Here is a 23,999-nt window from a genome sequence, read left to right as displayed (position 1 = left end):
TTGAGAACCGGTGCCCAGCCCAGCCTTTGAGCGCCCTGAGCAAATCCGGGAGCTCTTTGACCGCATCGCTCCTCACTACGACGCCCTTAACCAAACTCTAAGCCTAGGGCTGCATCAGGTTTGGAAGCGCATGGCCGTACGCTGGTCGGGTGCGGCTGCGGGGGAGCGGGTGTTGGATCTCTGCTGTGGCACTGGCGACCTGGCCCTGCAACTGGCCCGGAGGGTGGGACGAAGTGGACTGGTGGTGGGACTGGATTTCTCCCCCGCTATGCTGGCCATTGCCCAGCGCCGGGCCCGGCAATTGTTCCCCGACTACTCCCTGAAGTGGGTCTTGGGCGATGCTCTGGCCTTGCCTTTTCCGGATGGCAGCTTTGACGCCATTACGATGGGCTACGGCCTGCGCAACGTAACCGACATTCCTCAAGCCCTGCGAGAGATCTGCCGGGTGCTCAAACCTGGCCGCCGCGCTGCCATTTTGGATTTCCATCGCCCCAGGGGGATCCCTTTCCTGGAGAGCTTTCAGCGCTGGTACCTCAGCCGCTGGGTTGTGGCCCAGGCCAAAGCCTTGGGATTGGCAGCCGAATATGCCTACATTGACCCCAGCTTGGATCGCTTCCCCTCCGGAGAACAACAGCAGCAAATGGCCTTGCAGGTGGGGTTTTCTACTGCCAAGTTCTATCCTCTCGCCGGCGGCATGATGGGAGTGCTGCTGGTGGCTCGCTAGTCTTCCACCACCCTAGCGCTGAGGAGAACCTTGCCGCCAAGTTCTGGCAGGGCAGGGGCGGCCGTAACCAGCACTTCTTGGACGCGCGCCTCCTCGGAGGGGGGTTGCGCCAGGCGCAAGGCAACAATGGCGGTGCCCTGGGCATCTACCTGAAAGCTGCCGCCATAGAGCATCTCCTCAGTGTCCAGCTTGAGCCAAAGGTGGTAGCGCTCCCCTTCAGGCAAAGGGGGCAGATCCCTTGCTGCCAAAACCACCGCCTGCCACTCCCCCGGGCGAAACAGCAAGTTAGCTGACCCTGCCTCCCCTTGCAAGGTAACTAGGCGAGATCCCGGCTGTTGGAGCAACTGGGCCAGCGCCTGCCCCGCTTCTAGGGGAGCTGGCTGCGGGGTCTGCCGTAGCCGCCAGTTATCGAAAGCCAGCAACAGCAGGGCCACTGCCCCTAGGCCCCTCAACCAGCGCTTTTTGAGGCGAGCCAGCCCTAGAGAGGGCAAGGCTGGCTGGGGGGGGATGGGCGGGGCGCCCGCTTCTGCCATCACCTGGCTTCGCACGCTGGCTGACGGGATCACCCCCGGCAGCCCATAGGGCAACAGATGCAGGGCTTCTTGGAGGGCTTGCAATTCTGCCGCTAGCTGGGGCTCTTGAGCCAAGCGCGCCTCTAGGGCCCTTGCCTGCTCGGGTGGCAAGATCCCCAGCAGATAGTCAGCTAGAATTTCCTCTCCCAGCTCAGAGGGCTCTCCTCTAGTCCTTGATTCACTGGACAATCCGCCACCTTGTGGCATAACCAACCTTCTGCCTTGACGTGGATTAGCTGAGCTAGTAGACTTGCAAGCACATCTTTATCTGGTAGGCACTTTATCTACCTGGTAGGCACCTTGCCTAGGCTAAAGCTGGCTCCGTCTTTAGCCTGTGTGCTCGATCAAGAGCAAGGAGCAACTACCTGCAGCTCGCGGGGCAGTTATGCCTGTGGAGATCCCTCTGGCAGGGTAGGAGGTGTTGAGCCTACTACTAGCTACGGGTTGTGGAAGCCGGAAGAAAGCCTCAGCCTGGATCAGAGGTTCACCTTTGTCCGGGGTTGTATAAGTCTTTCAGAGCGGACATGTAGACATGGCCATCCCAAAGCCCCGCCGCCTTACTGGTCAAGCAGAGGCCGCAGGGATCTCCGCAACTTGCAGAGGGCTTGGCGAGAGCGGGCTTGGACGGTTGCCAGGGGCATCCCCAGCTCCTGGGCAATGTCTGCCGCGCTTAGGCCTCGATAGTAGAGTAACTCCAGCAGCTGGCGCTGGCTTTCCGAGAGTTGACTGAGAGCCTCCTGAACGGGCTGCCGCCGCTCTTCGACGGAGAGCTGCTCAAAGGGGGCTGGGGATCTATGGCTGGCAATCAGCAGAGGCTGCCAGGGTTTCCCGAGGCGGCGCTGGCTGCCTCGAGAGCGCAGACGCTCAAGGGCCTGCGCCCGAGTCAACCTACACAGAAGACTGTTGATGGATCCCTGCCTTGGATCGTGGCTGGGCTTCCGCCAGAGAAGGGCAAACACCTCCTGAGTTAGATCCTCCGCCTCAGTCATACAGCCCAGGATCTGGAGGGCCAGGCCATAGACCAAGCTGGCGTAGCGATCATAAAGAGCCGCTAGAGCAGCAGGCTGCCCCGCTTTGAGGCCTTCCATCAGCTCCAAATCGGTGCAGGCTGGCCAATTCCTCACCCGCTTGCGCCAGAGGAAACCGACCTGCTTGTCCATCATTTGCCCCCCTGCCGCCGAAGTTGACAAGCAGTACGCCTAGGCCTCCGCCTAGCCGCGCTTCGGGGTTGGGAAAGATCCGGTGACCGCCTGAATCTTCTGCCGCCGCCCACCGCGCTCAATCTCCAGCTCCAGCTTGCTGCCTACCTCCATGCGCTCCACCTCTTGCTGCACCTGGTCGGCAGTGGTTACGGGGCGGCCATTGATGGAGAGAATGATGTCGCCAGCGCGCAGGCCGGCCCGCTCGGCTGGGGATCCCTGAACAACCTCGCCGATGAGCACCCCCCGATCCACCGTTACGAAAATGCGGCTGTTGGGATCCTGGTTGAGGCGTTCCTTCAGCTCAGGAGTGAGAGTAAGCATGCGGATGCCCAAGTAGGGGTGATCCACCCTGCCTCGGGCAATCAACTGCTTGGCCACCCGCTGGGCTGTCTCAATAGGGATGGCAAAGCCCAGCCCCTGCGCTCCCTGGATGATGGCGGTATTGACCCCAATCACTTCCCCTTGGGCGTTGAGCAGCGGACCGCCAGAGTTGCCGGGGTTAATGGCTGCATCGGTCTGGATGAAAGACACCCGCTTGTCGGGCACGCGGATCTCGCTGCTGGAACGGCCCAAGGCACTGATGATCCCAGCGGTTACCGTGTTGTCTAGCCCTAGCGGGTTGCCAATGGCAATGGCCCACTGGCCCGGCTCGAGAAGCTCGGAGCGGCCCAGCTTCACCGTTGGCAGGTTTTGGGCGTCAATCTTCACCACAGCAATGTCCGTAACTGGATCCGTGCCAATGACCTTGCCCTCAAAGCTACGGCTATCTTTCAGCGTCACCGTTACTTTGTCAGATCCCTCCACCACGTGGGCATTGGTGATGATCTGGCCGTCCGGGCTAATGATAAAGCCGGAGCCGGTGCCTTGCTGTCGCCGCTGTCGTGGCAGGGGAGGGATCACCTGGCCAAAGAACTCGCGGAAAAACGGGTCGCTAAAGAACTCCTCTGGGAAAGCCCCAGGAACGTTCACTGTCCGCTCCGCGTCGATGCGCACTACTGCCGGCCCCACCTTCTGGGCCACCTCGGCAATAAAGTTCAGGTTCGGCTGGGGCGGAGTTGCCGTCGTTTGAGCCAATACCCCCTTGCCTCCCACCAGAGCTGCCCCCAGACCCATGCCCAAGAGCACCAGCAGCACTGACAAGAGAAGAGACCTTAGCCCTGAGACAGCCCAAGGCCGCAAAAAGGGAAGGCTTCCTTCCCCCTGCGACAAACAGTGCGGTTGGGTAGAAGTGCCTGAACTGGGAGAGGGTTGCTCTGGTGTGGAGGGGCTGTGCTTCATGGCCACAGGAAAAGGGTGTAAGCCCTACCTGAAGGGAGAAACCTAGGGCCTAATCTAGCACGGACAGCAGAGTTCCCAAAGCGGCGACGGCAGCGCTTTTCCGCACTTCTATTAAGGCCAAAGAGCAGCAGAATCTACTGGTTTGGGGTAGTCCACCCCACTTTTGGACGGGGTTTGATGGAGGGGGAATGCCAAAGTAGCTCTTGCCCTTGGCTTTGGCCAGCTTGCCGCTAACGTAGAAGTGGAGCTCAGGGATTGAGACCATGACCAACCTAGCCCGTCGCCTGTTGGTCCCTCTAGTGGGGGGGATGCTCTGGCTACCGGTGGCTACGCCGGTTCTGGCGCAGAGGGATCCCTTGCCACCTCCGCCCCGTGGCGAGGGATGGCGACCTGTAAATCCAGGGACAGGCGGAAACGGCTTTGGCCGGCCCTTTCAACTGCGAGCCACGCTGCTGTTGCGCTCCGGAGACTTGATCCAAGCGGTGCATCGCTCTGCTGAGCCCCTTTTCTTGGCCCCTGGCGAAACTCGCACCGTCAGACTCACTCTGGAAACCCCCCTGCGGGATATCTACGGCAACACGGTTGTTCCGGCAGGAGCCCTCCTAGAAGGCCAATTCCAGCCAGTAAGCGGCGGCGCCCAGTTTGTCTCGCGAGCTTTGATTTTCAATGGCCGATCCTACCCCCTCTATGCGCAAAGCCAGGTGATCCCGCTGCGCAAGGATCCCCGTCACACCTCCGCGGAAGCAATTGTCCAAGATGCCCTGATTGGGGCAGCCGCAGGGGCTCTCTTGGGGGGCCTTTTGGGCGACCGGGTGATCTCAACCGAGAAAGTGCTGGGCGGAGCAGCCGCAGGGGCGGTGATTGGCAATGTAACAGCGCCAGAAGTGGCGGTGATTGAGGCCAACGCCAGCCTGACCTTGAGGGTTACGCAAGACTTTCAACCCTATCTGCCCTAGCGGCAAAGGGAGAGCTCCTTTCCTGGGAAGGATCTTAAGAAGTGTGAAGATCTGAGATGGCAGACGGCAGGCATATCGGAAAATAGCATGCGGGTATGCCTGCCATACTCTTTTTAAAAAAGCGACTTGAGGATGGATATCCATGAGCGTTATCACGAAGTCGATTGTGAATGCGGATGCGGAGGCCCGCTACCTCAGCCCGGGAGAACTGGATCGGATTAAGTCCTTTGTTACCTCGGGGGAGAAGCGGCTGCGCATCGCTCAGGTCTTGACGGAGTCGCGCGAGCGCATCGTTAAGCAAGCAGCTGATCAGCTCTTCCAGAAGCGTCCCGACATTGTCTCTCCAGGGGGCAACGCCTATGGGGAGGAAATGACGGCAACTTGCCTGCGGGACATGGACTACTACCTGCGCCTGATTACCTACGGGATCGTTGCCGGCGACGTTACCCCGATTGAAGAGATCGGCTTGGTGGGTGTGCGGGAGATGTACAACTCTCTGGGCACGCCCCTCCCGGCAGTGGCGGAGAGCATCCGCCTCATGAAGCAGGTAGCCATGGGTCTTTTGTCTCCCGAGGACGCGGCTGAAGCGGCCTACTACTTCGACTTTGTCGCGGGAGCCATGAGCTAGTCTCTTTTTTCGACTGCCCTCTGTTTAAGGTTGTTTGATTTAGGAAGCTCATCATGCAAGACGCCATTACTGCTGTTATCAACAGCTACGATGTCCAAGGCAAGTACCTCGACAGCTCGGCCATGGACAAGCTAAGGGCTTTCTTCGCCACAGGCGAGCTGCGGGTGCGAGCGGCTGCCACTATTGCCGCCAACGCTTCCAACATCATTAAGGAGGCTGCTGCCAAGGCCCTGCTCTACTCCGATCTCACCCGCCCTGGTGGCAACATGTACACCACCCGTCGCTATGCTGCTTGCATTCGCGACATGGACTACTACCTGCGTTACGCCACCTATGCGATGTTGGCGGGGGATCCCTCCATCCTCGACGAGCGGGTGCTCAACGGCCTCAAAGAAACCTACAACTCGCTGGGGGTGCCAATTGGGGCAACGATTCAGGCCATCCAAGCTATGAAAGAAGTAACCGCTGCTTTGGTGGGCCCTGAAGCCGGCAAAGAAATGGGTGTGTACTTCGACTACATCTGCTCTGGCCTCAGCTAACTGCCAGCCTCGTGGCCTTGGCGTGAAGTTCATCTAACAAGCACGACAGGCGACTTGCCCCAGGGATCTGGTGTGCTAACTAAGGTACGCGAGCTTTCTGAGGTGGGTCGCCTGTGTTGCTGGTCAAGTTAATCCTTGCCAGGGGGGATCCTCCACCATGCGCATGTTTAAGATTACCGCTTGTGTGCCTAGCCAAACCCGAATTCGCACCCAACGGGAGCTGCAGAATACCTACTTCACCAAGTTGGTGCCCTACGACAACTGGTTCCGCGAGCAGCAGCGCATTCAGAAGTCGGGTGGCCGCATCTTGAAAGTAGAGCTCGTTGCCGGCAAGCCAGGAATAGACGTGGGGCTGCTGTAGTGCCCCTGCCCATCTGCGGTGGCCTCCTTGCCAGATCTGGCAGACTCAGCTTCAGGGAACTTGGCTCTGGGGTTGGGGAGGCCAGGCTGGCTATTTTGTGGGGATGAGGTTGACGGAGCGGGAGCCGGTCATTACTGTTAACAACCTGAGCAAGGTTTACCCCGTAGCCATCAAGGAGCCGGGGGTAGTGGGTACATTACACCACTTTTTTCGCCGCACCTATCGCTACATCCCGGCAGTGCAATCCTTGAGCTTTCAGATTCAAGCGGGGGAGGTGGTAGGCTTTCTAGGGCCGAACGGGGCTGGCAAGACCACCACCCTTAAAATGCTGACGGGTCTCATCTACCCCTCCAGTGGCACGGTACAGGTGGTTGGTCATTTGCCCTACCGGCGCGAGCCAGCTTTTTTGCGGCAGATTACCCTGGTGATGGGGCAAAAGCAGCAGCTCCTTTGGGATCTACCGGCGATGGACTCCTTGCGCATTAACGCCGCTGTTTACGAGATCCCGGAGAAAGTGTTTCAGGAGCGGGTGGAGGAGTTGGCGGAGCTGCTCAACCTGAAGGACAAGCTAAAGCAGCCGGTGCGCAAGCTTTCCCTAGGGGAGCGGATGAAGGCAGAGCTGCTGGCGGCCCTGCTCCACCGCCCGCAGGTTTTGTTTTTGGACGAGCCCACCTTGGGGTTGGATATCAACGCCCAGGCTGCGGTGCGGCAATTTCTGCGCGACTACAACCGCCGCTATGGGGCAACAGTGCTCCTGACCAGCCACTACATGGCCGATATTACCGCCCTCTGTGAGCGGGTGTTGGTGATTAGCGGCGGGCGGCTTATCTACGATGGCGGCCTGGAAGAGCTGCGGCAGCGCTTTGCCCCCTACCGAGAGGTAAAGCTGGAATTGGCCCACCCCTGTCCCCTGGCGCAACTGCAGTCCTATGGCGAGCTGCGCAGCGAGGGGGATCCCGGCAGCAGCTGCGAGGTGCGGCTGTGGGTACGGCGGGAACACCTCACCCAGACGGTAGCCAGGATCCTGGCGGAGCTGGAGGTGTTGGACTTGGCGGTAACCGATCCGCCCCTTGAAGAGGTCATCGGGCGAGTGTTTGCCGGAGAGATCTAGGCCGCTCCCCCGCCAACTCCTCTTCCTCTTGGGGAGGAGGCAGCCGGGAAGCCTAGCCTTGCGCTCAAACCTTCTGAGTGGCAGCCTCCCGCTGGGCAGCCGTCGAGCGAGCTGCGTGCAGAGCGGCGTAGAGCTTATTGAGGGCGTTCATATAGGCTTGCGCAGAGGCAACAATAATGTCCGTGTTGGCAGCATGTCCTGAGAAAATGCGATCCTCATGGCGCAGGCGGATAGTGACTTCCCCCATGGCGTCAATGCCGGCGGTAACCGACTGGACGGAAAATTCAATGAGCTGGTTAGGAATGTTAACAATGCGGTTGATGGCTTTGTAAACCGCATCCACCGGTCCCGTGCCCACCGCTGCATCCACCTTTTCCTCGCCTTCAGGGGTAATCAGGCGCACGGTAGCTGTGGGCGTCTCGTGATTGCCACACACCACTTGCACATGCTCCAGCCGGTAGAGATCCGGCACTGGCCGGGTTTCGTCGTTAACAATGGCCTCCAGGTCGAGATCGGTGATCTCTTTCTTCTTGTCGGCCAGCTCTTTAAAGCGCAAGAAAGCCTTGTTGAGCTCTTGCTCTGACAACTCGAAGCCCAGCTCCTTGAGGCGGGTACGGAAGGCATGGCGGCCTGAGTGTTTGCCCAACACCAAGGTGCTCGATTGCAGACCGATGGTTTGGGCGTCCATGATCTCGTAAGTCTGGCGGTTTTTGAGCATCCCGTCTTGATGGATGCCGGACTCGTGGGCAAAGGCGTTGGCCCCAACGATTGCCTTGTTGGGCTGCACCAACATGCCGGTGAGGTTGGAGACTAGGCGCGAGGTGCGGTAGATCTCCTGAGTCTTGATGTGAGTGAGAGGTTTTTCAGAGTCCACTGGCAGGCCAAAGTAGGGGTTAAAGTAGCTGCGGCGCACGTGCAGGGCCATCACTAACTCTTCCAGCGCCGCGTTACCGGCCCGCTCGCCAATGCCGTTAACGGTCACTTCCACCTGGCGCGCACCCTGCTTGATGGCCTCTAGGAAGTTGGCTACTGAGACTCCCAGGTCGTCGTGGCCGTGGACAGAGATGATGGCCTGCTTGATGTTGGGCACGTTCTCACGGATGCCTTTAATCAGTTGGCCGAATTCCTCGGGCATGCTGTAGCCGACCGTGTCAGGGATGTTGACGGTTTTGGCCCCGGCCCGGATGGCTGCTTCAAGAACCTGGTAGAGGAATTCGGGATCGGAGCGGGTGGCGTCCATGGCGGAGAACTCCACATCGTCGACGAAGGATTTGGCATAGGCCACCATCTCCTCGGCAATCTGCAGCACCTCAGCGCGGGTTTTGCGCAACTGATATTTGAGGTGGATGTCAGAGGTGGAGATGAAGGTATGGATGCGGGGCTTGGCAGCAGGCTTGAGGGCTTCAGCTGCCGCTTCAATATCAGCCTTGCAGGCACGAGCCAGGCTGCAGATGACGGGGCCATCGGGGGTGCCCACGTGTTCCGCTATCTTCTGCACCGCCTCAAAGTCGCCGGGGCTGGCGTAGGCAAACCCCGCCTCAATGATGTCGACCCCTAGCCGAGCCAATTGCCGGGCAATGGCCAGTTTCTCCTCAGCGTTGAGGGTTGCGCCAGGACACTGCTCCCCATCGCGCAGAGTAGTGTCGAGAATAAGCACATGATCCAAAGCTTGGCCATCGAATGAAGAAGAGGGAGAAGATGCGGCAGCGTTCATAACTTGTTCGATTGAAGAAGGGGACAGTAGGCAGTGCTTTTTATTTTGGCATTCCTAGAAGCGGCGTAAAGAGCCACCGGGGACAGGTCAGCGGCTGGCAAAGGCAAAACCCGTTGGGTGGCCTCGGGAGGAGGCATTGCCGACCGCCTTTGGCGGTACTCGACCGAGGGAGAAGGGGAGGGGGTGAGGCTGAGCTAGCCAATACAAAAGAAGTAGCTGCAGACCAACCCCTGGCTGGACAAGGGTTGCCTTCTCCAGCAAGCCAAAGTGCTACGATAGCGGCAAGGAAAAAAGGAAGGCAAAGCGTTACATGGCAGAATATACTCGGTCGATTTCCTTTTACGGACGGGAAATTGACATCAATATTGGCTTGATGGCCCCCCAGGCAGGCTGTGGAGTCTGGTTAACCTGTGGGGAAACTTCCGTCTTGGTCACGGCTACCCGCCAGGCAAATCGCGAGGGGGCTGACTTTTTGCCGTTGCTGGTGGACTACGAGGAGCGCCTCTACGCTGCCGGTCGGATCCCAGGGAGCTATCTGCGGCGCGAGGGTCGGCCCCCGGAGCGGGCTACTCTGATCTCGCGTCTCATCGACCGACCCCTGCGGCCCTTGTTCCCGGAGTGGCTGCGGGATGACGTACAAATTGTAGCCACTACCCTCTCTGTGGACGACAAGGTGCCCCCTGACGTGCTGTGCATCTTAGGAGCCTCGCTGGCCCTCCACGGCGCCCGCATTCCCTTCAACGGCCCGGTGGCAGCGGTGCGGGTGGGCTTACTTCAAGATGAGTTTATCCTCAACCCCACCTACGCCGAAATCGAGGCTGGCGACCTGGATCTGGTGGTAGCTGGCTGCGCCGACGGCGTGATCATGGTCGAGGCAGGCGCCAAGCAGCTGCCGGAAAAGGACATGGTCGAGGCTATCGAGTTTGGATTCGAGGCTGTTCAGGAGCTCCTCAAAGCTCAACAGCAAGTCTTTGCCGATCTCAACATCCCTCGTGTAGAGCTACCTCCACCCCCCGTCAATGAGGAGCTGGTTGCCTTCGTAGCAGAACAGGCCCAGGAGGAGATTCGCGCTGTCCTCAAGCAGTTTTTGGACAAGACCAGCCGCGAGCAGCAACTGGAGGCCATCAAGGCCAAGCTGGCGGCCCAAATCCAAGAACGGCCAGAGGGGGATCCCTTGCGGCTTTACCTGCTGGAAAACCCCAAGGAGTTGGACAACCAGTTCAAGGCTCTCCTCAAGAAGCTGATGCGCCGACAGATCCTGGAAGAGGGGGTGCGGGTAGATGGGCGCAAGCTGGATGAGGTGCGACCAGTCTCTTGCCGAGTGGGCTTGATCCCGCGAGTCCACGGCAGTGCTCTGTTCAACCGCGGCCTCACTCAGGTTCTTTCCATTACCACTCTTGGCACCCCTGGCGATGCCCAGGAGTTGGACGACCTCCACCCCGTAGACGAAAAGCGCTACATGCACCACTACAACTTCCCTGGCTTTTCCGTGGGAGAGGTGCGGCCCTCTCGTTCGCCAGGGCGGCGGGAGATTGGCCATGGGGCGCTGGCGGAGCGGGCCCTGGTGCCCGTGTTGCCCAAGGAGGAGGAGTTTCCCTACGTGGTGCGGGTGGTCTCGGAGGTGCTCTCTTCCAATGGCTCCACCTCAATGGCTTCGGTCTGCGGCTCTACCCTGTCTTTGATGGATGCCGGGGTGCCGATCAAGGCACCGGTCAGCGGCGTGGCCATGGGCCTCATCAAAGAAGGGGATGAGGTGCGCATCCTCACGGACATCCAAGGGATCGAGGACTTTTTGGGCGACATGGACTTCAAGGTGGCCGGCACGCGGGCAGGGATCACCGCCTTGCAAATGGACATGAAAATTACCGGCATCACTGTTGACATCCTCGAGAAGGCTCTCCTGCAAGCCAAGGCTGGGCGCGACTCCATCCTCGACAAGATGCTGGAGGTCATTCCTGCCCCCCGGCCGCAGTTGGCCAAAACGGCTCCCCGTCTGCTCACCTTCAAGGTGGATCCAGAAGACATCGGCAAGATCATCGGCCCTGGCGGCAAGATGGTGCGCAGCATTACTGAAGCCACAGGAGCCAAGGTAGACATTAGCGACGACGGCACGATCACAGTGTCTTCCACCGTCAGCGGACAGGCCGAAGCGGCGCGGGCGATGATTGAAAACCTGGTGCGGCGAGTGGAGGAGGGGCAAGTTTACCTGGGCCGGGTGACCCGCATCCTCCCCATTGGCGCTTTTGTGGAGTTCCTGCCCGGTAAGGAGGGCATGATCCACATCTCGCAGCTGGCGGAGTACCGTGTCACCCGAGTAGAAGATGAAGTTGCCGTGGAGGACGAAGTGGTGGTCAAGGTTCGCAGCATTGATCACAAGGGCCGGGTCAACCTCACTCGGCTTGGCATTAGCCCTGAGGAAGCGGCGCGGGTGCGCAGCCACCGCCGTTGAGGCTAGGGTTTCTCCCCAGTCCCGTAGCGGCCAAGGTTCTGGCTTGCTCGCTCAACTAGCTGCCTCCCGCGGCGAAGTGGGCTGGGCCTTGGCTTGGGGGCTGGGGTGGGCTGCCTTGCTCAACCTTTCCGCTCAGCACCCCTTGCTGGTGCGGCTTGAGAGCGATGCCCAAGAATGGCTCTATGCCCTGCGCGGCCCCCAGCAGCCTTCCCCGGAGGTGGCAATCGTTGGCATCGATGGCCGCCTCGAAGGACAGGGGGAAAGTGGAGAGAGCAAGCCTCATCCCCATGTTGACTTTCTCCTGGAGCGCTCCAACTACGCTGCCCTGACCCTGCGCTTACTGGAAGAAGCAGAAGCCAGGGTGGTGGTGCTGAATCTGCCCAGTAGCTTTGTGGTGCCCCAGACGCTGGGTGACGAGGATCTGGATGCTCCCCTGCGTCAGGTAGTCCAGCGCTACCCAGATCGCGTAGTTCTGGCTACCCGCAGCAGTGAGAGCTTTGGCCGCCCTGAGATCACCATCTACAACCACTTCTTGCCTTTTTCCTCCCTACGGCTGGAGTATTTGGTAGCACCAGAACATGTTCAGGGAGTGGTGCAACACCGCCTGGATGGGGCTGGGATCCTGCGCCAGGCCCAGTTGCGAGGGCTCTACCTGCGCCGCGACAGCCAAAAGGAGCAGATGTTTGCCTCGGTGGAGGCCTTGGCTTTTGCCAAGTACGATCCAGAGCGGGCCAGCCGCTGGCTGCGCGAGCGGGGCTTCCGGCCGGTGCAATTCAACCCTCTCGGCGCCCAACACTCCATTCCCATCCTCCCTATCGAACAGGTTTGTCCGCCCCTCCAGCTCAACCTCGGCCAGACTTGCGGCGCTCATGAAGGGATCCCTCCCCTCAAGCCCGAGGTAGCTCGTCAACTGCGGGACAAGATTGTTCTGGTCGGCTTTGTGGGCGGCTACCCCGAGACCTTTCCCGTGCGGACAGCGGACGGATCCCAGATTGCGGCAGTAGAACTCCAGGCGCAAATCCTGTCCAGCCTGCTCACTGGCCAGGTGTACCGATCCCTGCCGGCGGAGCTAGCAGCGGGAGTTGTCTTCCTCCTAGGCGTGGCAACGGGCCTGCTCTTGGTGCGCTATCGCTCCTCTTCGCGCGAAAACCGCTGGAAACAGGCGCGCTCTCTCCTCTTGTCGCTGCTAGGGCTAGCCGTTTACGAGGGCTGGACTGTGGCCCAATTCTTGCTGGGGCGTTGGATTTGGCCGCTGACCTTGCCAGCTTTGGCCGTTGGCCTGACGGGGGTGAGCTTGCTGCTGACCCTGGTGATCTTGGAAAACCACCAGCGGCTTTTGGCTCAACAGCAGGAGTTGGAGCGCCTGCGCCGGGCTGAGCAGGAGGCAGCCATTGACCAAGCCCGTAAGCTCCTTTACCGGGTAGCCACCGACATTCACGATCGCGAGCTGCAGGAGCTGAAGGTGGTCATGGACGAGCTGGAGAGCTTGCAATGGCAACAGCAGCAGGGCAGGGCTCCCGATCCGGCTATTTACGATCGTCTGCTGGAGCAACTGGAGCAAATTGGGCGGGGCATTCGCGCCCAGCTCAACGACGTGCGCACCCTGGCCACCAAGCTGCACATTTCCCCTAGCTTGCGGGAAGGGCTGCACCGGGGCATCGACACCTACCTGGACGAGCTTATCCAAACGGGCAGCCTGACTTTACCTGTGGAGCGCCACCTACAGCCCTTAGCGGAGCCCAATACCAGTGAGTGGTTTGACCAGCGGGAGGACATCTTGCGCTTTTTGCGGGAGGCCATTGGCAACGTCATTGCCCATGTCCAGCCTCCCAAGGGCAACGCTTCCTTCGTCAAGGTGTCGCTGGTTCAAAGGGATCGCCTCTGCTGTCTGTCAATTATCAACGACGGCATAGAGTACGCCCCTACCCCGGGCGGCGGCTACGGCAGCAAGGCCATGAATACCATTGCCCGCTACCTACCCAAGGGCTCTTGGCACCGCACCCAAACCCCGGAAGGCTACACCCATGTAGAGCTACGCTGGGAGATGCCTGGTCCCTAGCTACAGTCAGGAAGGCAAGGGAAGCTCTTCGGCAAGCCTCTTGCTCCCTACAAGCTCCCGCCTGCCTTCCCTTCTCCTAGCGACCCAAGGCCTGTAGCCAGCCGATGAGGGTGGTGCCGGACAGCGCTTCAAACAAAATCAGCGCCACAAAGCCAATCATCGCCAAGCGCCCGTTCAAGCGCTCCGCATACTCGGTAAAGCCCACCCGTGGAACGGGATCTACGTACATCTCTGGCTCAATGGCGTAGTTGTTGAGGCGGCCACCGTCTTCGACAACCACGGAGCGATATCTGCTCATGGAGTTCTCCTTATCCCTTCTTTATGGAGTGTAGCCTGCTCTATGGAGGATTGTAAAGTTTTGTTGAGAAAGCTGGGTAAGCAGGGTTGTGGCTTTCGTGAAGAGGTGCGAGCTCGGTGACTGAGACGCGGGATTTTGCTCCCTCCCGCTCCCCTGCAACCCGAAGACTACATCCCACTCTTCTCAAGCCAAGCCAGGTTAGGGATAATAGCAGCGGCTATGGGAGCAGCCATGTCAGCCCAGGAAAAGTTGCGAGCACTGCTGGAGACCCAGCCAGTAGCCAGTCTGGCAGTGCTGGAGCGGGGAGCGCCGGCGGTGTCGCTGGTGCCGTTTGTGGTGCAGTGGGATCCCCTGCGTTTTGCCATCGTCATTAGCGACCTTTCCCCCCACACTCAGGCCCTGCGGGAGGATCCGCGGGTCGGCCTGCTCATCCACGAGCCGCCCACGGCAGGGGATCCGCGCAGCAACCACGCCTTGCCGCGGCTAATGGTCAGTGGAACAGCCCAGTTCCTCAGCCGCGAGGAGGCCCAAGTCCAGGGGTTCGAGGCCCTCTACCGCTCCAAGTACGAGATTGCCGAGATAATCCTGGGGCTAGCGGACTTCCACTTCTGTCAGATCACCCCCACTGGGGGCAGCTTCATCCAGGGGTTTGGCCAGGCCTTCCGGCTGAGTGGACCCAACTTGGATCACCTAGAGCACCCAGGGCGTGCGTAGGGGATCCCGGATCCAGGCCAGGAGCAGGGGGTTGACTAGCTCCGGCGCCTCATCTTGGGGGCAGTGGCCCACCCCCGGCAGGGGGATAAACCCCACCACGCAGGGAAACTCGGCCAGGGCCCGCCCTAGGGCAATGGGCTCCCAGGGATCTGCCTCCCCCCAGAGGATGAGGACGGGGCAGGTGACCTGCCGCAGGAGATCTTCGGCCAAGGGCCCCTGGGAGTAGCGGACAAAAGCCAAGAAGACCTCTGCCGCCCCTGGGTCGAGAGCCGGTTGCAGCAAAAGCTGCACTAGATCCTCCGTAACTGCCTCCTTGCGCCCATAGGCTTGGAGGAGGATCTGGCGAATGGCCCGGGGCTGAGCTAGCTGGGCAAAGAAAAACCGCCCAAAGGGGGGCCACCCCAGCAGGAACTGCAGCAGAGAAGCAGTCCAGCGGCGCAGCCAGGGGAGCTGGTGTCGCTTGCGCTCGTGCAGCAGCCGCAGCGAGGGATCCAACATCGCCACTCCCAAGACCTGGGCTGGCTCCAAAACAGCCGCCTGCAAGGCCACAATGCAGCCAATGGAGTTGCCCACCAGATAAGCCGGCTCCCCCACCACCTCCCGCCCAAAATCGGCCACCTGGGCACCCCAGGTTTCGAAGGTGTAGGGGAGCGGGGATCCGGGCAAGGGCTTGGCGGATCCCCCAAATCCCAGGAGATCAAGGGCGTACACGCGGCAGTGCCGCCCCAGCTCCGGCAAATTCTTCCGCCAGTGGTCGCTGCTGGCGCCAAAACCGTGGATGAGCACCACCGCTGGGCCAGCAGATCCCGCCTGCTGGTAGCGGATGGACTGGCCCCGCCAGAGCCAGCGCCCCTCGCAAGGAGCAACACCGCTTGGAGAAGGCTGTTCGGGGAGCATGGGGATTAGGATGGCGCTCTTTTTTGCTGGCACAATTTGAATTGGGAAGCAAGTCCTCTCCCCCCTCGTGGCATGTCGCTGGTCACCTGCCCCCTCTTGGGCGTCAACCTGCACCTTACCCTGCCGGAAGCCCACCTGCAGAGCTACGCTGCCTGGATTGAAGCGCGCATCAGCCAGGGTCTGGGCGCCCAGGTGGTTACCTGCAACCCGGAGATGATCGTGCAGGCGCAGCGGGATCCAGCCTTTGCCCAAGTGCTGCAGGAGGCCGAGCTGGTGATCCCAGACGGCATTGGGGTAGTGTGGGCGTTGCGGCGGCAGGGGATCCGCGTCCAGCGGGTGCCAGGGATCGAGCTGGCCGAAGCCCTAATCTCGAAGGCAGCCGCGCGGGGGTGGCGCCTGGCTTTGGTGGGGGGGAAGCCGGAGGTCAACCGGGCCGCGATTCAGCATTGGCAAGCCCGCTTTTCTTCCTTGGCCATCTGGGGCCACCACGGCTACTTCTCCCCCGCTGAGGAGGAAAACCTGCTGCCAGCTCTCCAGGCTTTTCAGCCGCAACTGGTGTGGGTAGGGCTGGGCTCCCCGCGCCAAGAGCTGTGGATTGCTCGCTGGCGAGCTCTGTTGCCCCAAGCCATCTGGATGGGAGTGGGCGGCAGCTTCGACATTTGGGCTGGGCAAAAACGACGGGCCCCCCGCTGGTGGCGCGACCATCACCTGGAATGGCTGTATCGTCTCTATCAGGAACCCTGGCGCTGGCGACGCATGCTGGCTCTGCCCAGGTTTGCCTGGCAAGTGCTGTGGTCTTCCTCCTCTCCGGCTTCCTCCTTGTAGGTGCTTTGCTGTAAACTACCCTACGGCTAAAGCCGGGAGCTCTAAGGACGCCGCTCCGCTGGCACAAGCAGGGCAAACGGCTCCCGGAAGAAGCAGTGGCTCGCTTGCAGGCCAGGGTTGTAGAGGGTGGCGCTCCTTGCCACGGCTAAGTTTGGGGATCTGTGCGCCGCGTTTTTCCATATGGCTGGTCAGCCCGTTGGCTATGCTTCTTGCTACTTGGCCAATCCAAGCCCAAGCCTCTCTCTTCCAGCTTTAACGGACTTAGGCCTTCAACCTCGCCCGCGATCCCTGCCAAGCGGCTCCGAGAGCATGGTGTTGCTGCGGGGTGTGAGCAAAGTCTTTCCCAACGGCGAGTGGATCTTGCGGGAGGTAGACTGGGAGGTGCGCCGCGGCGAGTTTGTCTTCCTAACGGGGGCCTCGGGAGCGGGCAAATCCACCCTCCTGCGGCTGCTCTACGGGGCTGAACAGGCCACCAAAGGCACGGTGATGGTGGATGGGGTGTGCCTGTTTTCTTCGGAAGGTCGGCAGCGGCCCTACCGGATTTCCTCCCGTCCCCTGGCGATGTTGCGGCGGCGTTTGGGAGTGGTCTTTCAAGACTATCGCCTGTTGGCCAATCGCACTCTAGCGGAAAACGTGGCCTTTGTCCTGCGCGCCCAAGGGCTCTCCCCAGCAGAAATTCGCCGCCGCCTCGGGCCAACCCTGAAGATGGTGGGGCTGGCTGACAAGGAGGATCGCTTTCCCCACGAACTTTCAGGGGGAGAACAGCAGCGCCTCAGCCTGGCCCGTGCCATTGTCAACCTGCCGGTGCTGCTGCTAGCAGACGAGCCAACGGGCAACCTGGATCCGGAAAACTCGCTGTTGGTCCTTCAGATTTTGGAGCGGCTCAATTCTTTTGGGGTGACTGTCATCATGACCAGCCACGACCCCTATCTTGTGGAGCGGGCCGGCCACCGGGTGGTGCGCATAGAAGGAGGACGTCTGTATGATATGGGCTGAGGAGCTGCCGGGATTCCCAACGCAAGGCGGCGCTCCAGAGGGCTGGAATCCCAAGCTGGGTTCAGGTGGCGGTAGGCAGCATGCCATTTCTCTATAAGATTCGCTATCTCCTGCAGGAGACCCTTTTGGGGTTGCGGCGGGGAGGCTGGCTGAACTGGGCTGCTATCAGCACCCTGCTGGTGTTGCTGTTTTTGGTCGGGATCGGCGTGGAGCTGTCTTGGGGCGTGGAGGCGGCGGTGCGCTCCCTGGGAGGACAACTGGAGATCTCCGTTTATCTGGAGCCGGGGCGCCGAGGGGTGGAGCTGGAGCCGCAAATTGCCCAACTGCCTCATGTAGAAGCGGTGAGGGTGATCACCAAAGAGCAGGCCTGGCGCGACCTTTTGCTGGAGATGGGGATCCAAGAGGAGGCGGCCCTGGAAACCCAGTTGGGAGAAAACCCCCTCGTAGATACCCTGCGGGTCAAGGCGGATTCTGCCGCAACCCTGGCTCAAGTGGCTGAGCAGATCCGTCGCCTGGAAGGGGTGGACGAGGTATACTACGGCAGCCGTGTTGTGGAGGAACTGGCCCAGCTTCAGGAGCTGCTGCGGCTGGGATCCCTGGGCGTCCTTGGGGTGCTGACCCTGGCCGCGGTGGCTGTAACCACTACTACCATTCGCCTTGTCGTCATCGCCCGGCGGCGGGAGATTGAGGTGATGCAGCTGGTGGGGGCAACGGCAGCCTGGATCTACCTGCCCTTTGTTTTGCAGGGCTGCCTGTTTGGGTTGATCAGTGCCCTGGGGGCTTGGGGCTTGGTTCTGGGATCCCGGCAGTTGCTGCAGGAGGCACTGGAGCAGCTCATTGCCCTGCCCTTGATCAAAGGGTTCCAGGCAGGTTCGGATCCCCTGAAGGCTTGGTTCTTGCCGCTTTTGCTGTTGGGGATGGGAATTTCCCTAGGCACCAGCAGCAGCCTCATTGCAGTGCACAAGTCAGCAGGTCGCGGGTTCTAAGCTTGGGACTTCTGTGCCAGTCTACTCGGCCCCCTTACGCTACGATTTACTCAGGAACAGGAAGACTCCAACTATGGTGTCCCGCAACCCTCACTTGGCCATTGACAACGACGAGCTCATGCGTCGGGTAGAGGCATTGATTAACGCTTCCAAAAATCGCTATCGCATTACCGTGCAGGTGGCTAATCGTGCCAAGCGTCGCCGCTATGAGGATCCCGACGATGTCGAAGAAGGCTGGATGAAGCCCATTCGCCGCGCCATCCTCGAGATGTCGGATGAGCTGACCCAGCCAGAAATCATTGGCGATGAGTAGAAGTCGGCCCAACCCCTTGAGCGGGAGAGAGGGTTTTTTGTCCGTAGGCAGGCGCAGTTACTCCAAGAAGAAAAAGGCAATCCCAAGAATGGCATAGGTGGCCAAGAGCAAAAGCCCCTCCAACCAATTGGAACGCCCGTCGCTGGTAACGGAGTTAACCAGCAGCACGGAGACGGCAATTGCCACCAACTCCACTGGCCCGAAGTTAAAGTTCATCGGTTGGCCGAGGAGGCTACCGGCCAGCACCAAGAGAGGAGCCACGAACAGGGCAATCTGCATCGTCGAGCCCAGGGCCACCGAGAAGGAGAGATCCATCTTGTTTTTCAAGGCCACTGTGATTGCCGTCGCGTGTTCGGCCGCATTGCCGATGATTGGCAGCAGGATCACCCCCATAAACAGAGGCGTGACTTGCAACTGCTCGAGGGCGGTCTCTAGGGTATCCACCAGCAACTCCGACTCAAGGGCCACTAGCACTGTTAGCCCCAAAAGAGCGAGCACCCAGGGCCACAGCCGACTTTGCTCCGACGAGGCCGTCAAGATCTGGGGGATGGATCCCTCTGCCTGCGGAACCGGATTGGGGGCAAGACGGGCAGCAGCTTCCTCTTCTGCGGCTTCAGCTTCGTGAATGCTGTAGAGGTAACTGTGGGTTTTGAGGGAAAAGAGCAAGGTGAGACCGTAGACGACTAGCAACACCAGAGCCACTGCCGTCGAGAGCTCCTGAATCGAGATCTCGCCCAAATTGGCATCGGCATAGGTAACCACGCTGGGTAGGATCAGCGCCACCACCGCCAGGTTCATTACTGAGGCGTTCATGCGCGCTACCTCAGGCCGAAAGCTCTGCTCGCGAAACTTGATCCCGCCCAGAAGCATGGCCAAGCCAGCCACCAGGAGCAGGTTGCTGATGATGGCGCCAGTGATGGAAGCCTTGACCACCTCCACTAGGCCAGCCCGCAGGGCCACCAGGCCGAGGATGAGCTCGGTGGCATTGCCAAAGGTGGCGTTGACCAGCCCCCCAATCGTCGGCCCCGTCAAGGCAGCAATCTCTTCTGTGGCCTGGCCAGTAAACTTGGCCAAAGCCACCACTGCCAAAGCGGCGCAGAGGAAGATTAGGTTGGGATCCCAACCCCGAAGGTGGCCTATCCAGGAGAGGGGAACCCCCGCCAGCAGCAGAAACGGCAAGACGTTTAGGACTTTCTGCCAACCTGCTGCAGAACGAGCCGGGAAATTTGCATCCGCCAGAGTCATAGCTCCAAAGATGAAGACCAATAGCTAGTTCCATTTTCAGATAAAGCGGCTGCCGCTGCAGCTTTGAGACTTTGCGGAAAATAGGACTGCCCAAAGCAAGAGCCACCGTCTGGACATCTCCCGAAGCAGTCTAGCCGTTGCTGGGGAGGCTTGAATAGGGGCTGCTGAGCTTCCCCTGCCAGGAGCTCTCTCCAGCCTTTCAAAACGAGGAGTGCCAGAGGTAGCTTTCAGCTTAGGTCCAGTTGCAGGGCCAGATCCAGCAGCCGATGGGCCAGGGTAGCCTTGGGAGCCAGGGGGAGCCGCTCGGGATCTCCCTGACGCGGGATCCAATAGCCTTGGTTGTGGCTGCTGCCAAAGCCGCTCTCCGGCTGGTCAATGGGGTTGGCTACGATGGCGTCTAGCCCTTTTTGCTGGAGCTTCTTGCGGGCTAGGGGGAGGGGATCCCCGCTCTGGGCAGCAAAGCCAATCAGGCGCTGGCCGGGACGTCGCTGGCGGGCCAAAGCTGCCACCAGATCAGGAACGGGTTCCAAAGGCAGTAGCGACGGCAGCTCAGTCTTAGCCAGCTTGCCCGTGTAGGTCTGCACAGGTCGCACATCCCCCACCGCTGCTGCCATCCACAGGAGATCGGCCTGGGGAAACTCGGCCTGCAAAACCTGCTCCAGTTGGGCTGCTGTCTGCACAGGGATGGCCCGAATGGCGAAGGGTGCTGGATCAAAGGGGATTCCCAGTGGCCCATGCACCAGGGTAACCTTGGCACCTCGGCAGGCGGCAGCCACCGCCAGCGCCACCCCCATCCGTCCACTGGCCGGGTTGCCGATGAAACGCACGGCGTCAATGGGCTCCCGTGTACCCCCCCCTGTCACCAACACCCGCTTGCCCTGCCAATCTTTTTTCCCCCCTGTCCAAAACAAAGCCCGCACGTACTCCTGCAACACCTCCGGCTCCAGCATCCGTCCTTCCCCCACTGCATCGCAGGCCAGGCGGCCACTGGCAGTAGGCAAGGCCCAAAAGCGGGGATCCCGTTGCAGTCGCTGCCAATTCTCCGCCACCGCCTCAGCCTTCCACATGTGTGTATTCATGGCCGGCGCCAAGGCCACCGGACAGCGGGAAGCCAAAACCACATTGGTGAGCAAATTGTCCGCCAGCCCCTGGGCTAGCTTGCCTAAGGTGTTGGCCGAAAGCGGCGCAATCAGGAGAGCCTCGGCCCATTCCCCCAGCTCGATGTGCAGCGGTCGCCCCCGCGTAGCTTGCCAAAACTCGGCATCCGTAAAAACTGGCTGACGGGACAGGGTAGCAAAGGTCAGCGGGGAGATAAACTGCTCGGCGGCTCTGGTTAAAACCACCCTTACTTCTGCCCCCTGCTGCGCCAGAGCTGACACCAAGGCTGCCGTTTTGTAGGCTGCAATTCCCCCGCTCACCCCAACCAAAAGACGCCGCCCCGACCAAAAGAGATCCATATCAGTGAACACTCAAACAGCCTTGCTTCCAGTTTCCCTACTTTTGCCTCCTGCCAGCGACACAAATCCCTCGCCCAAAGGCGCTAGTACTCCGACAGTAGACCTAGCTGAGAATAGCACTTGCAAGCCTATGGCTTGCCTGCGGAGAACCCCTCTTTGCAAAAGTCCAACCCAACTCTACAGGCTCCGTCCCCTAGACAGAATTCACTACTGCGGCTTTGCGCACCCGCCTCCTTAGATCCTACTCGGTTGCCAAACTTATCCCTTCTAACAAGTCTAACAAGATAAGAAAGAGCTGAAGGCAACTCTATTGCAATCGCTATTTGTTTTTGGCTACACTAACTGTTGTCCTTAAACGCGCTTGATATGACTACGACCGGAAAGCCGAAGCCACTCACTGGCCAAGAGCTCCTCGACAAGGTAACCTCCATGGGAAACGCAGATCCCAAGGAGAAAGCTCGCGCTTGCGGTTACGTCACCTATACCAAGAACGGGCAGGAGCGAGTAAATCTGATGCAGTTCAACAACGCCTTGCTCAAGGCTATTGGGGTAGATCTCGGTACCAGTGATGAGAACGGTTCCCGCGGTCGCGCTCCTACCTTCCGGGTTTCGGTTCATAAGAACGGCAACATCCTAATTGGGGCCGCCTATACAAAGAAAATGGGACTCAAGCCCGGAGATCAGTTTGAGATCAAGTTGGGCCACCACAACATCAAGCTGGAGCGCGTCGACTGATTTCCCATCACCTACCTTGTCGAGGTTCTCTATGCCAGCGTTTCAGGGAGGTACAGTGGGTGGGAAATCTTCCCCCTCCTTGAGGCAGAGAAGGGATCCTCACATCTGTTGAGGATCCCTAGTTGCAATTGTTGAGGGCTCCAGCGTAGAGGGTTCATGAGGGCAACGGATCCGCAGGTTGGGTCACTGCCAAGGGAGTTGCTGCAGTGGGTCTCCTCTCAGCCAGCCCCTGGGCAGCAGGACGCATTTGGCTGCAATTTGAACAACGGCTGACGGTTCAGTTGGAGCCGCTGACAGCGGTCGTTTTCGACGTGTAGGGTAGGGCAGCGAGCTGCTGCTTAAACCGCAGGAGCTCTTGCGCTTCAGCACCAACTCTGCCCTCACCATCCCGATGCAGCCAGGGCTGCCCCTGCAGCAGGTTAGTCAGCTGCGCTTTCGCCCTGAGCCGCAGGACACCTACAAGCTGCACTTGTCCTGTCGTCAAGGCCGTGCTCCCACGAGTGGCAGGCAACCAGAACCTGAAGACGGTGCTAGTTAAGCTGGATTCGAAGCAGCAGCCCCTGATCCTTGGCCATGCTGTACCCATGCCGGTGGTGGTGCGAACCCGCCCCTACGACGAAAAGTTCTACGCTGAGATTGCCAAGCCCAACCGGTTGCAGGTCGAGGATGCGGAGGTGCTTTGGGCAGCTCAAAAAGCCAAGGAGGAGCTGGGGTTATAGGGAGGACTCCCCCACAGGCCAGTCATCAGGCGCAGCAGAAAGCGCCGCAGTGGCGGGAAAACTATCATCCCCTGGAGAACCCAGCGCCGCCCAACCACTACGGGCCAGTAGGAGTTGGAGAAGGTGCGGGTGAGCAGGTCGGTAAAGAGCAGCACCACCCAGTTTTCCCAACGGCGACGGCGGCCGTAGCGCCGCAGGACTCTAACATCCCCCAGATCCTCCTGCCGCCTGCGAGCCTCCAGCAACACTTGGGCCAGGGCGGCAGCATCGCGGATACCGAGGTTTAGCCCTTGGCCAGCCACCGGATGGCAGTGGTGAGCCGCATCTCCCACCAAGGCCAAGCGGTGCTGATAGTAGCGGCGACTCTGGCGCAGACGAGCGGGGAAGAGCTGAGGCGGGTTCAGCAAGGTCAGGCAGCCGCCCTGGGAACCATAGTAGCGCTGCATCTCGGCCAAGAAGTCAGCCTGAGAAAGAGCCAGCGTGGCTTTGGCCTGCTCATGGGGCAAGATCCAAACTACCTGGCAGCGATTGCCAGGCAAGGGCAGGATGGCAAAGGGCCCAGCAGGCCAAAAGCGTTCGTAGGCGATGTTTTGGTGGTCTTGGGCAGGGGCCACCAGGGCAGTGATACACGACTGCCAGTAGTCCCAGCCGTCGCTTGGGATCCCTGCCCACTGCCGCACCTGGGAGCGCAGACCATCGGCGGCTACTACCAGCGAGGTCGCCAGTCGGCGCTGACCCTGGGCTGTTGTCAGCTCCACCTCAGCCACGCTTTTCCCGTAGGTAACTCGCTCCACCCTGGCTTCGTAGTAGCAGGTAATGCAGGGATCGGCAGCCACCTGCTCCTGGAGCACCTGCTGCAGCCAGGCATGTTCGCCGCAGTAGAAAACTGCTGTTTCCCCCACATCCTCCGGTCTAAACGTCACCCGCTGGGGAGCGTCGGCATCTGTCAAAATGACTTGGGCAAAGGGGGTAATGTGGGGAGCTAGGGCCTCCCACACACCAATTGACCGGAAGATGCGGATTGACAGGGGAGAAAGGGCGTAGGCCAGGGGGCGTTGCCGAACAGCCTCAGACGACTGGGCCTCAACGAGGGCTAAACGCAGGCCGGAGGCTCGGAGGGCACAGGCTAGGGTTAGACCCGTGATGCCTCCGCCGACAATCACCACATCGTAGAAGGCTTCCAAGGTATCTAAAGGGGAAGCAAGGGCTGTCATTTCCCAC

Annotated in this window: 24 protein-coding genes; 15 read left to right on the top strand and 9 right to left on the bottom strand. The window is 60.3% G+C overall.

Annotated elements, in window-relative coordinates:
- Positions 1 to 10 precede the first annotated feature (10 nt).
- Complete coding sequence (gene ubiE / locus NW806_RS02570; RefSeq protein WP_414409897.1) at positions 11 to 724, top strand: bifunctional demethylmenaquinone methyltransferase/2-methoxy-6-polyprenyl-1,4-benzoquinol methylase UbiE; 714 nt, start codon at positions 11 to 13, stop codon at positions 722 to 724.
- Here ubiE and NW806_RS02565 read toward each other — a convergent pair.
- The 3 genes from NW806_RS02565 to NW806_RS02555 all read right to left on the bottom strand — a co-directional run bounded on the left by NW806_RS02565 (position 721) and on the right by NW806_RS02555 (position 3,611).
- Positions 721 to 1,485: an anti-sigma factor domain-containing protein gene (locus NW806_RS02565; protein WP_414409896.1), complete on the bottom strand. Its 765-nt coding sequence runs from the start codon at positions 1,483 to 1,485 to the stop codon at positions 721 to 723. The two genes, ubiE and NW806_RS02565, sit on opposite strands and share 4 nt — an antisense overlap.
- Positions 1,486 to 1,853: 368 nt before the next feature.
- Positions 1,854 to 2,459 carry a sigma-70 family RNA polymerase sigma factor gene (locus NW806_RS02560; protein WP_414409895.1) on the bottom strand — a complete coding sequence of 202 codons (606 nt, stop codon included), beginning with the start codon at positions 2,457 to 2,459 and terminating at the stop codon, positions 1,854 to 1,856.
- Between the two features lie 48 nt (positions 2,460 to 2,507).
- Positions 2,508 to 3,611, bottom strand: a complete 1,104-nt coding sequence (locus NW806_RS02555; RefSeq protein WP_414409970.1) for an HhoA/HhoB/HtrA family serine endopeptidase — start codon at positions 3,609 to 3,611, stop codon at positions 2,508 to 2,510.
- A gap of 428 nt (positions 3,612 to 4,039) precedes the next feature.
- On the opposite strand from NW806_RS02555, the gene NW806_RS02550 reads away from it, so the two are divergent.
- The 5 genes from NW806_RS02550 to NW806_RS02530 all read left to right on the top strand — a co-directional run bounded on the left by NW806_RS02550 (position 4,040) and on the right by NW806_RS02530 (position 7,371).
- On the top strand, positions 4,040 to 4,732 hold the full coding sequence (locus NW806_RS02550; protein ID WP_414409894.1) for a hypothetical protein: 693 nt from the start codon (positions 4,040 to 4,042) through the stop codon (positions 4,730 to 4,732).
- Positions 4,733 to 4,874: 142 nt separating this feature from the next.
- Positions 4,875 to 5,360, top strand: a complete 486-nt coding sequence (locus NW806_RS02545) for an allophycocyanin (RefSeq protein ID WP_414359834.1) — start codon at positions 4,875 to 4,877, stop codon at positions 5,358 to 5,360.
- Positions 5,361 to 5,413: 53 nt separating this feature from the next.
- Entirely contained in the window at positions 5,414 to 5,899 is a 486-nt protein-coding gene (gene apcB, locus NW806_RS02540) for an allophycocyanin subunit beta (protein ID WP_414394636.1), read from the top strand.
- 157 nt (positions 5,900 to 6,056) lie between these two features.
- Positions 6,057 to 6,260 (top strand): phycobilisome linker polypeptide, encoded by a 204-nt coding sequence (locus NW806_RS02535; RefSeq protein WP_011431036.1) that lies wholly within the window; start codon positions 6,057 to 6,059, stop codon positions 6,258 to 6,260.
- 103 nt (positions 6,261 to 6,363) lie between these two features.
- Entirely contained in the window at positions 6,364 to 7,371 is a 1,008-nt protein-coding gene (locus NW806_RS02530; protein ID WP_414409893.1) for an ABC transporter ATP-binding protein, read from the top strand.
- A gap of 64 nt (positions 7,372 to 7,435) precedes the next feature.
- On the opposite strand, the gene NW806_RS02525 is transcribed toward NW806_RS02530, so the two are convergent.
- A complete protein-coding gene (locus NW806_RS02525) occupies positions 7,436 to 9,085 on the bottom strand; it encodes a 2-isopropylmalate synthase (RefSeq protein WP_414394640.1) in 1,650 nt (549 codons plus the stop codon).
- 310 nt (positions 9,086 to 9,395) lie between these two features.
- Here NW806_RS02525 and NW806_RS02520 point away from each other — a divergent pair, with 310 nt between their 5' ends.
- Both NW806_RS02520 and NW806_RS02515 read left to right on the top strand, forming a co-directional pair.
- A complete protein-coding gene (locus NW806_RS02520) occupies positions 9,396 to 11,534 on the top strand; it encodes a polyribonucleotide nucleotidyltransferase (protein WP_414409892.1) in 2,139 nt (712 codons plus the stop codon).
- Positions 11,535 to 11,577: 43 nt separating this feature from the next.
- Complete coding sequence (locus NW806_RS02515; RefSeq protein ID WP_414409891.1) at positions 11,578 to 13,593, top strand: CHASE2 domain-containing protein; 2,016 nt, start codon at positions 11,578 to 11,580, stop codon at positions 13,591 to 13,593.
- Between the two features lie 76 nt (positions 13,594 to 13,669).
- Here NW806_RS02515 and NW806_RS02510 read toward each other — a convergent pair whose 3' ends face one another.
- Complete coding sequence (locus NW806_RS02510) at positions 13,670 to 13,891, bottom strand: high light inducible protein (RefSeq protein WP_414394644.1); 222 nt, start codon at positions 13,889 to 13,891, stop codon at positions 13,670 to 13,672.
- Positions 13,892 to 14,122: 231 nt separating this feature from the next.
- Here NW806_RS02510 and NW806_RS02505 point away from each other — a divergent pair, with 231 nt between their 5' ends.
- Positions 14,123 to 14,605, top strand: a complete 483-nt coding sequence (locus tag NW806_RS02505; RefSeq protein ID WP_414409890.1) for a pyridoxamine 5'-phosphate oxidase family protein — start codon at positions 14,123 to 14,125, stop codon at positions 14,603 to 14,605.
- Here NW806_RS02505 and NW806_RS02500 read toward each other — a convergent pair.
- Positions 14,582 to 15,502: an alpha/beta fold hydrolase gene (locus NW806_RS02500; RefSeq protein ID WP_414409969.1), complete on the bottom strand. Its 921-nt coding sequence runs from the start codon at positions 15,500 to 15,502 to the stop codon at positions 14,582 to 14,584. The two genes, NW806_RS02505 and NW806_RS02500, sit on opposite strands and share 24 nt — an antisense overlap.
- A 72-nt stretch (positions 15,503 to 15,574) precedes the next feature.
- Here NW806_RS02500 and NW806_RS02495 point away from each other — a divergent pair, with 72 nt between their 5' ends.
- The 4 genes from NW806_RS02495 to NW806_RS02480 all read left to right on the top strand — a co-directional run bounded on the left by NW806_RS02495 (position 15,575) and on the right by NW806_RS02480 (position 18,622).
- Positions 15,575 to 16,327, top strand: coding sequence for a WecB/TagA/CpsF family glycosyltransferase (locus tag NW806_RS02495; protein ID WP_414409889.1), 753 nt, complete (start codon positions 15,575 to 15,577; stop codon positions 16,325 to 16,327).
- 309 nt (positions 16,328 to 16,636) lie between these two features.
- Positions 16,637 to 17,323 carry a cell division ATP-binding protein FtsE gene (locus tag NW806_RS02490; protein ID WP_414409888.1) on the top strand — a complete coding sequence of 229 codons (687 nt, stop codon included), beginning with the start codon at positions 16,637 to 16,639 and terminating at the stop codon, positions 17,321 to 17,323.
- 80 nt (positions 17,324 to 17,403) lie between these two features.
- Positions 17,404 to 18,309 carry a cell division protein FtsX gene (locus NW806_RS02485; RefSeq protein ID WP_414409887.1) on the top strand — a complete coding sequence of 302 codons (906 nt, stop codon included), beginning with the start codon at positions 17,404 to 17,406 and terminating at the stop codon, positions 18,307 to 18,309.
- Between the two features lie 73 nt (positions 18,310 to 18,382).
- Positions 18,383 to 18,622, top strand: a complete 240-nt coding sequence (locus NW806_RS02480) for a DNA-directed RNA polymerase subunit omega (protein ID WP_414405696.1) — start codon at positions 18,383 to 18,385, stop codon at positions 18,620 to 18,622.
- Positions 18,623 to 18,679: 57 nt separating this feature from the next.
- Here NW806_RS02480 and cax read toward each other — a convergent pair whose 3' ends face one another.
- Positions 18,680 to 19,867 carry a calcium/proton exchanger gene (cax, locus tag NW806_RS02475; RefSeq protein ID WP_414409886.1) on the bottom strand — a complete coding sequence of 396 codons (1,188 nt, stop codon included), beginning with the start codon at positions 19,865 to 19,867 and terminating at the stop codon, positions 18,680 to 18,682.
- Positions 19,868 to 20,094: 227 nt separating this feature from the next.
- Entirely contained in the window at positions 20,095 to 21,324 is a 1,230-nt protein-coding gene (gene coaBC, locus NW806_RS02470) for a bifunctional phosphopantothenoylcysteine decarboxylase/phosphopantothenate--cysteine ligase CoaBC (RefSeq protein ID WP_414409968.1), read from the bottom strand.
- 429 nt (positions 21,325 to 21,753) lie between these two features.
- Here coaBC and NW806_RS02465 point away from each other — a divergent pair, with 429 nt between their 5' ends.
- Together NW806_RS02465 and NW806_RS02460 are read left to right on the top strand one after the other, a co-directional pair.
- Positions 21,754 to 22,059: an AbrB family transcriptional regulator gene (locus NW806_RS02465; RefSeq protein ID WP_414394661.1), complete on the top strand. Its 306-nt coding sequence runs from the start codon at positions 21,754 to 21,756 to the stop codon at positions 22,057 to 22,059.
- A gap of 500 nt (positions 22,060 to 22,559) precedes the next feature.
- Positions 22,560 to 22,778 carry a hypothetical protein gene (locus NW806_RS02460; RefSeq protein ID WP_414394663.1) on the top strand — a complete coding sequence of 73 codons (219 nt, stop codon included), beginning with the start codon at positions 22,560 to 22,562 and terminating at the stop codon, positions 22,776 to 22,778.
- Here NW806_RS02460 and NW806_RS02455 read toward each other — a convergent pair.
- Positions 22,748 to 23,992, bottom strand: a complete 1,245-nt coding sequence (locus NW806_RS02455; protein ID WP_414409885.1) for an FAD-dependent hydroxylase — start codon at positions 23,990 to 23,992, stop codon at positions 22,748 to 22,750. The two genes, NW806_RS02460 and NW806_RS02455, sit on opposite strands and share 31 nt — an antisense overlap.
- Between the last annotated feature and the right edge of the window lie 7 nt (positions 23,993 to 23,999).

The sequence above is a fragment of the Synechococcus sp. W65.1 genome, from assembly GCF_047461615.1.
GTDB lineage: Bacteria > Cyanobacteriota > Cyanobacteriia > Thermostichales > Thermostichaceae > Thermostichus.
This window is presented reverse-complemented; position numbering and strand designations above follow the sequence as displayed.

Bases quoted from the DNA above. Each gene is read 5' to 3' on its own strand.
- NW806_RS02455 (WP_414409885.1), bottom strand. From the start codon at position 23,992: ATGACAGCCCTTGCTTCCCCTTTAGATACCTTGGAAGCCTTCTACGAT.
- NW806_RS02550 (WP_414409894.1), top strand. From the start codon at position 4,040: ATGACCAACCTAGCCCGTCGCCTGTTGGTCCCTCTAGTGGGGGGGATG.
- cax (WP_414409886.1), bottom strand. From the start codon at position 19,867: ATGACTCTGGCGGATGCAAATTTCCCGGCTCGTTCTGCAGCAGGTTGG.
- NW806_RS02530 (WP_414409893.1), top strand. From the start codon at position 6,364: ATGAGGTTGACGGAGCGGGAGCCGGTCATTACTGTTAACAACCTGAGC.
- NW806_RS02535 (WP_011431036.1), top strand. From the start codon at position 6,057: ATGCGCATGTTTAAGATTACCGCTTGTGTGCCTAGCCAAACCCGAATT.
- NW806_RS02545 (WP_414359834.1), top strand. From the start codon at position 4,875: ATGAGCGTTATCACGAAGTCGATTGTGAATGCGGATGCGGAGGCCCGC.
- NW806_RS02560 (WP_414409895.1), bottom strand. From the start codon at position 2,459: ATGATGGACAAGCAGGTCGGTTTCCTCTGGCGCAAGCGGGTGAGGAAT.
- NW806_RS02520 (WP_414409892.1), top strand. From the start codon at position 9,396: ATGGCAGAATATACTCGGTCGATTTCCTTTTACGGACGGGAAATTGAC.
- NW806_RS02485 (WP_414409887.1), top strand. From the start codon at position 17,404: ATGCCATTTCTCTATAAGATTCGCTATCTCCTGCAGGAGACCCTTTTG.
- apcB (WP_414394636.1), top strand. From the start codon at position 5,414: ATGCAAGACGCCATTACTGCTGTTATCAACAGCTACGATGTCCAAGGC.
- NW806_RS02500 (WP_414409969.1), bottom strand. From the start codon at position 15,502: ATGCTCCCCGAACAGCCTTCTCCAAGCGGTGTTGCTCCTTGCGAGGGG.
- NW806_RS02505 (WP_414409890.1), top strand. From the start codon at position 14,123: ATGTCAGCCCAGGAAAAGTTGCGAGCACTGCTGGAGACCCAGCCAGTA.
- NW806_RS02480 (WP_414405696.1), top strand. From the start codon at position 18,383: ATGGTGTCCCGCAACCCTCACTTGGCCATTGACAACGACGAGCTCATG.
- NW806_RS02465 (WP_414394661.1), top strand. From the start codon at position 21,754: ATGGGAAACGCAGATCCCAAGGAGAAAGCTCGCGCTTGCGGTTACGTC.
- NW806_RS02525 (WP_414394640.1), bottom strand. From the start codon at position 9,085: ATGAACGCTGCCGCATCTTCTCCCTCTTCTTCATTCGATGGCCAAGCT.
- NW806_RS02555 (WP_414409970.1), bottom strand. From the start codon at position 3,611: ATGGGTCTGGGGGCAGCTCTGGTGGGAGGCAAGGGGGTATTGGCTCAA.
- coaBC (WP_414409968.1), bottom strand. From the start codon at position 21,324: ATGGATCTCTTTTGGTCGGGGCGGCGTCTTTTGGTTGGGGTGAGCGGG.
- NW806_RS02510 (WP_414394644.1), bottom strand. From the start codon at position 13,891: ATGAGCAGATATCGCTCCGTGGTTGTCGAAGACGGTGGCCGCCTCAAC.
- NW806_RS02490 (WP_414409888.1), top strand. From the start codon at position 16,637: ATGGTGTTGCTGCGGGGTGTGAGCAAAGTCTTTCCCAACGGCGAGTGG.
- NW806_RS02495 (WP_414409889.1), top strand. From the start codon at position 15,575: ATGTCGCTGGTCACCTGCCCCCTCTTGGGCGTCAACCTGCACCTTACC.